At 41.3% G+C, this 8,664-nt stretch carries 6 protein-coding genes; all 6 read left to right on the top strand.

Annotated elements, in window-relative coordinates; translation table 11 throughout:
• The first annotated feature begins 309 nt into the window (after positions 1 to 309).
• Positions 310 to 1,455, top strand: a complete 1,146-nt coding sequence (locus EI164_RS12530; protein ID WP_192520286.1) for a beta-ketoacyl-ACP synthase III — start codon at positions 310 to 312, stop codon at positions 1,453 to 1,455.
• A 325-nt stretch (positions 1,456 to 1,780) separates the two neighbouring features.
• Positions 1,781 to 2,872: a peptide chain release factor 1 gene (prfA, locus tag EI164_RS12535; RefSeq protein ID WP_192520287.1), complete on the top strand. Its 1,092-nt coding sequence runs from the start codon at positions 1,781 to 1,783 to the stop codon at positions 2,870 to 2,872.
• A 96-nt stretch (positions 2,873 to 2,968) separates the two neighbouring features.
• On the top strand, positions 2,969 to 3,421 hold the full coding sequence (locus tag EI164_RS12540; protein WP_192520288.1) for a hypothetical protein: 453 nt from the start codon (positions 2,969 to 2,971) through the stop codon (positions 3,419 to 3,421).
• A 97-nt stretch (positions 3,422 to 3,518) separates the two neighbouring features.
• The gene (gene lysS / locus EI164_RS12545; protein WP_192520289.1) at positions 3,519 to 5,057 is read left to right on the top strand and encodes a lysine--tRNA ligase; all 1,539 of its coding nucleotides are present in this window, start codon (positions 3,519 to 3,521) and stop codon (positions 5,055 to 5,057) included.
• Positions 5,058 to 5,183: 126 nt separating this feature from the next.
• A complete protein-coding gene (locus EI164_RS12550; RefSeq protein WP_192520290.1) occupies positions 5,184 to 6,446 on the top strand; it encodes a hypothetical protein in 1,263 nt (420 codons plus the stop codon).
• A gap of 69 nt (positions 6,447 to 6,515) precedes the next feature.
• Positions 6,516 to 8,435, top strand: coding sequence for a DNA polymerase III subunit gamma/tau (gene dnaX / locus EI164_RS12555; RefSeq protein WP_192520291.1), 1,920 nt, complete (start codon positions 6,516 to 6,518; stop codon positions 8,433 to 8,435).
• The last annotated feature ends 229 nt before the right edge of the window (positions 8,436 to 8,664 follow it).

The following is an 8,664-nucleotide window of genomic DNA, read 5'->3' on the forward strand; positions in this document are numbered from 1 at the left end:
ATTTGCTTTTAGAATCCCCCACTTGAGCTTTGCGAAAGTGGTGGGAGTATGTCAAATACGTATTTTTAGTGAGGCTTGAAAGAAAAAATAGCGTCAATTATAGCGTAGCTGCTGTAAAATCAGGTAATCTTTGCTCGTTTTTCGCAACAAACAGGTTATTTGTAACAAAGTATTAGAAAAATTATAATATTCAGGCATAATAAAGCCACTGATTTTAAGTTTACAGTCATTCACCGAAAGCAAATGACTATTATTTTTTAACCTTTATGCTTATTTTAAGCACTATAGCAGTAGACAAGGAAGCTTATCATGACGACTTGTATCACAGGCACAGGCCTATACATTCCACCTTATAGCATCAGCAACGAAGAGTTAGTTGAGTCATTTAACCAGTATGTTGAAAACTATAATACAGAACATGCTGACGAGATAGCCGCAGAGACGGTTACAGCGCTTCAGCCTTCATCCGCGGCCTTTATCGAAAAAGTCTCTGGCATCAAATCACGTTATGTGATGGAAAAAGACGGTATCTTAAACCCTGAAATCATGGCGCCAGTGATTGCCTATCGCAACTTAGGTGAAGAGCTGTCTGTTATGGCAGAGATGGGTGCTGCTGCGTTAAAGGACGCATTGGCTGACGCTGGATTAGAAGCCAATGACTTGGATGGTATTATCCTTGCTTGCTCAAACTTTCAGCGTACTTACCCAGCAGTTGCCATCGAGATTCAAAACGAGATTGGTATGGTTGGTGGGTTTGCTTATGATATGAATGTTGCCTGTAGTGCAGCGACATTTGGTCTATCACAAGCACATGGTTCTATTGTCTCTGGTCTGGCCAAGCGTATCGCTGTAGTCAACGTTGAGATTACCTCAGCGCATCTAAACTGGCGTAATCGTGACAGTCACTTTATCTTTGGTGATGTCGCAACAGCATCTATCGTTGAAGATCTAGATACGCCAAAAGGCTATGAGATTCTGAACTCTAAGCTATTCACCCAGTTTTCGACCAACATCAAAAACGAATATGGATTTATGGATCGCTCAGAATATTTGGCGGCACAGACCGAGATGTACCCAGATATCAAAGCACCAGTGACTGACAAGCTGTTTTTGCAAAATGGCCGTAAAGTATTCCGTGAAGTCTGTCCGAAAGTGTCAGAGATTATCACTGAGCATTTGACCGAGAACGAATTACAAGCCAGCGATGTGAAGATGATGTGGTTACACCAAGCCAATGCCAATATGCTTGATTTAATCTTACGCACAGTCGTTGGTAAAGAAGCTGATAAAGCCATTGTGCCAAGTGTCATCGCTGAATTTGCCAATACCAGCTCAGCTAGTCCGATGATTGTCTTCCATCGCTATAAAGACAAACTAGCATCTGGCGATTTGGGCGTTATTTGTTCATTCGGTGCTGGTTACTCGATTGGTTCAGTATTGGTTCGTAAGGTTTAAGTTGTTTAATCATCGAATTGTTTAATCATCGAATTATTATCAGACTTTATTGTCATACGAAAAACTGTCACATTAAAAATAGCCAAGAATGTTCTTGGCTATTTTTTTGTTTGAATTTTCTGAAAGAAATACCATAAACCCCGAGTGAGAAAACCAGTTAATGATAACCAATCTAGAATCGGTGCAGACGTTTGACCATATTGTTTAGCGATATAATGGTAAGATTGCTTAGAATAACGACAAGATTACGCAGAGGTTTTAATTTAAGGCAAAAAATTTGCTATAATCACTCTCTTATTCCTCTCATCTAATTAAAAGTCCTTTTATGAAAGAATCCTTACGCCTGCGTTTAGACCAGATGGTAGACCGTTATGAAGAGGTCACCGCCTTATTATCAGATCCTAGTGTCATTAGTGATAATAATAAATTTCGTGAATTGTCTGTCGAGCACAGTGACTTGATGGAAATCACGACGCTGTGGCAGAACTATGTGCAGGCAGAGACAGATCAGGCCGACGCAGAAGTGATGCTAGCTGATGCAACTGATCCTGATATGAAAGAGATGATGAACGATGAGATCGAAAGCGCACGTGACACCATAGTGGAGATGGAAGAAGCACTCAATGTCATGATGCTGCCAAAAGATCCTAATGATAAGGTACCAGCGTTCTTAGAGATTCGAGCAGGGACAGGCGGTGATGAAGCGGCGATTTTCTCTGGTGATTTGTTCCGTATGTACCAAAAATACGCGCAGAACCAAGGCTGGACAGTAGAAGTACTGTCAGCTAATGAGGGCGAGCATGGCGGTTATAAAGAAATCATCACCCGTGTATCTGGCAACAGCGTCTATGGTCGTCTAAAGTTCGAGTCAGGCGCTCATCGTGTACAACGTGTGCCTGAAACTGAGAGTCAAGGTCGTGTTCATACTTCAGCGTGTACGGTTGCGGTCATGCCAGAAGTTGAGATCGATGATACAGTGGATATCAATCCTGCAGACATAAAAATGGATACTTTCCGCTCAAGCGGGGCGGGTGGTCAGCACGTTAACACCACTGACTCAGCCGTACGCTTGACGCATATTCCCACTGGCACTGTGGTAGAGTGTCAACAAGAGCGTAGCCAACACAAAAACCGTGCACATGCGATGAAAATGCTGGTCTCAAAAATCCAACAAGCCAAAGTGCAAGCACAGGTCGACGTGGCAGATTCTATACGTCGTGACCTAGTCGGTAGTGGTGACCGTAGTGAGCGTATTCGTACTTATAATTTCCCGCAAGGGCGTATGACCGATCATCGCATTAACCTTACCTTATATAAGCTTGATTCTATTATGGAAGGTGACTTGGATGAGACGCTTGATGCCTTATTGCGTGAGCATCAAGCAGACCTAATGGCTAGTATCGGCGGCGGTGAATAAGATAGCTACAAAACAACAGGTTTGTCAGTCTTACTGACATAAGTACGAACGAAAAGATAGCCAGTTATTTTTGATACCGAAGATAAGGTAATAATTATGATAAATGACAGGTTTAATTTAAGATTATTTCCTAATCGTGTTTTATGTGGTGTTTTTATGGCGATTGGCCTCTCTGCTTGTAGTTCCATACCATCTACGTCACCAGAGCAGTCCTCCGATAGCATATCGGAAAACATGATAGCCGATCCACTTACTTATCAAGCTTGTGTTTATCCACCTAGTGAGATGGTTATGGCTTGTCGCTCACAAAATGGGCGGTTTGTTCGGCAAGGTAGGCGTGGTTGCTATCAGTGCGTATTATCTTACAGTGATGCTGGTAAAGCTTGTAAGGATAGTGCTGACTGCGAAGGACAATGTAAGAACGCCAGTGGTTTCGCTAAACCAAATGCTAAAAATCAAACTGGACAATGCGCCAGTAATAGCAGTGTTTTTGGATGTTATCAAGTTATTAAAAAAGGTGTGGCACAGCCTGCTATTTGTGTCGATTGATTGTCATGTTTGTTAGGACGTTTTTTATCTGAACGTCTTATTTTAAATTTATAGTTTTTATTTCTTCTTTTAATCACCTAATAATTTTGAGAGTGTTATGTCAAAGCCCAATAATCAAAATCAGAATCAAGAGCAAGCTCCAGAAGATGCTAACGAGCTGATTGCACAACTGCAAGCTAAACTAGATGATATCAGTGCTTCGGGCAAGCAGCCGTATCCAAATACGTTTAAACGCACTGATTATGCGCAAGACTTACAAACGGCTTTTGATGGTGTATCAAAGCAAGAAATTGAAGAAAAAGCAGCAAATGGCGAAAAGACTCAGGTCAATATCGCAGGTCGAGTTATGCTCAACCGTGGCTCATTTATCGTCATTCAGGACATGACAGGTCGTATTCAATTATATGTCGCACGTAAAGAGCTTGATGATGAGACACGTGCAAGCATCAAGTCACTAGATTTGGGTGATATCGTTGGCGTATCAGGTTATATCGGTCGCTCAGGTAAGGGTGATTTGTACGTTCATATCGAAGAATTTAACTTATTGACCAAATCACTACGTCCGATGCCAAACAAGTTCCATGGCCTAGCTGACGTAGAAGCTCGCTATCGCAACCGTCATCTTGATTTGATGACCAATGAGACGACTCGTGATACGTTTATGATTCGTAGCCAAGTCGTTAGTGGTATTCGCAAATTTATGTTAAACGAGCGTTTTATGGAAGTTGAAACGCCGATGATGCATCCTATCCCAGGTGGTGCTGTGGCGCGTCCGTTTGTGACCCATCACAACGCTTTAGATATGCCACTTTATCTACGTATCGCGCCTGAGCTTTATCTGAAGCGCTTAGTCGTTGGCGGATTTGAGAGAGTATTTGAGATTAACCGCAGCTTCCGTAACGAAGGTGTCTCTACTCGTCATAACCCTGAATTTACTATGATTGAGTTTTACCAAGCGTATGCAGATTACCATGACTTGATGAACCTGACTGAGCGCTTATTTAACGAATTGGCAATGGATATTTTGGGTACAACTGAAATCACCTATCAAGAAGAAGACATTAGCCTAAAAGCGCCGTTTGCACGTTTATCGATGACGGATGCGATTGCAAAATATGCAGACAACTTTGATATGGCACGCATCAATGACCGTGAGTATCTGGCAGAGTATGCGTCAACAACATTAAAGCAACAAGTCAAAGACGGTTTTGGCATAGGTAAATTACAAACGATTATCTTTGAAGAAACTGCTGAGCATCAATTGCGTCAACCAACGTTTATCACTGAGTATCCAGCTGAAACTTCACCATTAGCACGCCGTAGTGATGACAATCCTGAAATCACCGATCGTTTTGAGCTGTTTGTTGGTGGCCGTGAATTGGCCAATGGCTTTAGCGAGCTTAATGATCCAGCAGATCAAGCAGAACGCTTCCACGGCCAAGTCGCTGAAAAAGACGCTGGCGATGATGAAGCAATGCATTTCGATGAAGAGTATATCGAAGCATTGTCTTATGGCCTACCACCGACAGCCGGTGAGGGTATTGGAATTGATCGCTTAGTCATGTTACTGACTGATTCTGCTAGCATTCGTGACGTGATTTTGTTCCCGCACATGCGCCGCAAGCATGAAGGTTAAAGTGGATTTGCTTGCTATAAAGAGACGCCTTAATCTGCACTGATATTCAACTGAAGATAGAAAGTTTTACTCCTTTTAAGATGATGGGTTTAAGACTTTTTATGGGATTGCATTTATAGGAATATTATGGATACTCAGCAAGCATCATTCTCGCTTTGGCAAAAAATGATTCAGCAATGTTTTTTATCTTTATATGAATTACCCAAAGACAAAATCACTGACCCTCAGAAATTTCAGGGTTATGATTTTGTTTTTGAGTTTTCGGACGCGACTATTTATTTTCTTGTCAATACGGTTGTGAGACAAGCGAATAAGAAAGAAGTGGATAGTGCTAAAGTTCGTGAGTGGAGAAAGGAAGTTGTTAATGAGTTAATCAAACGTCACGCTCAGGTTTATCACAAAAATGATAAGTTGGTTGCAGCGAGGAGCACATCGATAGCTGATAAAAAAACTTATTTTATTGGCTTAACCTCATTGTCCATCAGTCATCAGGACGAACAATCTGGTCTTTCCTCTTATGCCGTTGGCTATGAATATGGCAGCCGTTTTTTCGCTGAAGACTGCGTTTTGGATCTAGATAATGAACAAAGTGTTTTACAAGTTTTTAGCTATCAAAACTTCGCTGATATACTCAGTCAATTGGTGACCCCAAGTGATTTGACGACATTTTTAGATTTTCATCGTGATCAGTTAGCCAGTTTTTCATCATTTAAAAATGAGTCAACATTATTAAAACAGTTTTTGCAATCACCTGACTTTCACCAAAGAGCGATTGATGTTCAAGAACGGTTGATTGATAACGAGTTAATTGACCAAATAGAATTACGTTTACGTAAAGTATCAGAACCGAATCAGACTGTATTTGCCAATGCTTTAATGGCTGAGATTCAAAAATACACTCGGATGTGGTATAAACTTTTTAATAGTGTGATTGAGCGTTATCACAAAGCAGGTAAACCATTACCAAGAGCACAAATAGATGTGTTGGCAGATGAGTCAATGTATACCTATGCGTGTCTAGTAGAAAAGATTTTAGCTTATAGAACCATGGATCAAGATTCTCGTTGGAATGGTTATGTTCGTCATGAGCACTCTTATCATGTCTTTGGTCGACATTATCTTATAGTGTTTTATGCGCAAGATGATAGTAGCTCGTTGAGTGCAGGGGATGTGCGTTCATCTCATCAGGATTTATTGTCAGATCTCAATGCCCAACTACAAGATCCAGTAATGAGTGATTTGTTTTTGCTTGGTGTAGAGTTTCGACCTTGTGAAGACAGCGTAAACACCGAGGTGTATTTGGATATTTTTCATCAAACAGGTACGTTGATTGATGAAAATACTCAGCGTTTATATGAACGTTTGGCAAAACTTCAAGCTCAGTTATAATCTAAAGCTAATATAGCTCGCTGGTTTGACACTTTATCTATATTTGTATTATTTATATTGGCATTTATTATGACGCAGCAATATCAAGTCTTAGCTCGCAAATATCGTCCCAAAAACTTTCATGAGTTAATTGGGCAAACGCATGTCTCGCAAGCATTGATTAATGCGATTGATTATAACCGTTTACATCATGCTTATTTGTTTACAGGTACGCGTGGCGTTGGTAAGACGACGATTGCACGTATCTTATCGAAATGTCTGAACTGTGATACGGGCATCACTAGTACGCCTTGCGGGGTGTGTGATAACTGCGTGGCCATCGATCAAGGACGCTTTATCGATCTTATTGAGATCGATGCAGCGTCGCGTACCAAAGTTGAAGACACACGCGAGCTGCTTGATAACGTACCCTATGCGCCAAGCCAAGGACGTTATAAAGTTTATCTCATCGATGAAGTGCATATGCTGTCTACGCACAGTTTTAACGCTTTACTTAAAACGTTAGAAGAGCCGCCTGAGCATGTAAAGTTTTTACTTGCCACAACTGATCCACAAAAACTGCCTATTACCATCATCTCGCGCTGTTTACAGTTTGTACTACGTCCATTACCACAGACGTTGCTCAGTGAGCATTTGGCCAATATTCTTAACCAAGAGCAAGTAGCATATACACAGCCCGCCCTTTGGCAGTTAGCCAGTGCCGCGAAAGGCTCGGTGCGTGATGCCTTGTCGTTGACCGATCAAGCCATTGCTTTTGGTCAAGGTAGACTAGATGATGTCACTGTTAATGCTATGCTTGGTTTGATTGATGCGGCTGACTTGATCCGTTTGATTACTGATATATATAACCATGATAAGTCTGCTGTGGCGAACCATATCGAGCAAATGCGCGCGCAAATGGTTGATGCGACTAGTATGTTTGATGGACTCACTGAGCTGCTTCATCAATTGGCCTTGACTCAATTATTACCTGAAGTCGCTTTGAATGTAAATGAAGTGCAAGCACAAGAGATTACTGTACTTGCAAAGCATATTAGCCCAGATGTGTTACAACTGTATTATGAAATTGTGGTGCAGGCGCGTGAAGGCGTTAAGCTTGCCAGTACGCCTATGCAGGCACTTGAGATGTGTATCTTGCGTCTACTGGCCTTTCGTCCGTTGCCAATAGATGAAGTATTGAACAATATTTATGACAGTGAGGTATCCTCTACAGAAGCATCATCTATAGAAACAGTTGCTTCTACAGCATCTGTCGATGCTGTCGTACATCAAGCTTCAGAACCGCCATCACAGCCTTATGATATTGACTATCAGGCGTCTAGTAGTGACATGTCACAAGCCGACTCTTATCAATCTGAGTCTCACGAAGATAACCCGTTAAGTGTCAATAATATTGGTGATCCAGAACAGAACTTAACTTTGATGGCTGATAGCGTGCAGCCTGAACCAATTGTTGAGCCTGAACCAATTGTTGAGCCTGAACCAATTGTTGAGCCTGAACCAATTGTTGAGCCTGATGCAAATAATTCCCAGTTAACTTCTCAGCATGATGACCCTCGTGTTTTGCTACGTTGTCCAGCGCAGGAGTTAATAGGAGAGTGGACACCAGAAAAATGGGATTATTGGTTACAAACGGCACGCGAAGTAGATATCTTGGCTCCAGATGAGCTAGCGCTTGCTCGACAAGGTATGATGACAGGACTGTGTGACGGCAAGGCAGTCTTTGTAACTAGTGTGGATAGTCGTCACTTACAAGCTACTTTTCAGCAGTTAGCGGCTAAGCTGAAACAGCAGTTTACGCAAGCAAATATCGACCTAAAAATTGATGGTAGTATCATGATAGCTGAAAATAAAACACCTGAACGTCGCCAACAAAAACGTCTAGTACAAGCCACAGCGTTAGCAGAATCAAAACTGTTGAGTACGCCTGTGATGCAATATTTGACTGAGCGTGGTGAAGGAAGGATGGGTAAAGTACATTTGTATTAAGCAGTCAGAAAAAGTATTATTAAATTTATTTGAAATTCTATATAGTTGCCTAGTGAAATTTCCTTATAAAATATCAAGGTGAGGTTATACTATCATCTTGATATTTTTGTTTTTTGGACTTGTAAAACACAACCAATTCAGTACCTTTAGTTACTATAAGGTAAATTAAAAATTCGGTGGTGTTCTAAAAAGTATGCTGGCATCAGACATAGCCATAATTGACATAGAA

Source organism: Psychrobacter sp. FME13, assembly GCF_014861395.1.
Taxonomy (GTDB): Bacteria; Pseudomonadota; Gammaproteobacteria; order Pseudomonadales; family Moraxellaceae; genus Psychrobacter.

Excerpts from the sequence above, each read along its gene's own strand:
- EI164_RS12550 (WP_192520290.1), top strand. The coding sequence starts at position 5,184 with ATGGATACTCAGCAAGCATCATTCTCGCTTTGGCAAAAAATGATTCAG.
- EI164_RS12530 (WP_192520286.1), top strand. The coding sequence starts at position 310 with ATGACGACTTGTATCACAGGCACAGGCCTATACATTCCACCTTATAGC.
- dnaX (WP_192520291.1), top strand. The coding sequence starts at position 6,516 with ATGACGCAGCAATATCAAGTCTTAGCTCGCAAATATCGTCCCAAAAAC.
- EI164_RS12540 (WP_192520288.1), top strand. The coding sequence starts at position 2,969 with ATGATAAATGACAGGTTTAATTTAAGATTATTTCCTAATCGTGTTTTA.
- lysS (WP_192520289.1), top strand. The coding sequence starts at position 3,519 with ATGTCAAAGCCCAATAATCAAAATCAGAATCAAGAGCAAGCTCCAGAA.
- prfA (WP_192520287.1), top strand. The coding sequence starts at position 1,781 with ATGAAAGAATCCTTACGCCTGCGTTTAGACCAGATGGTAGACCGTTAT.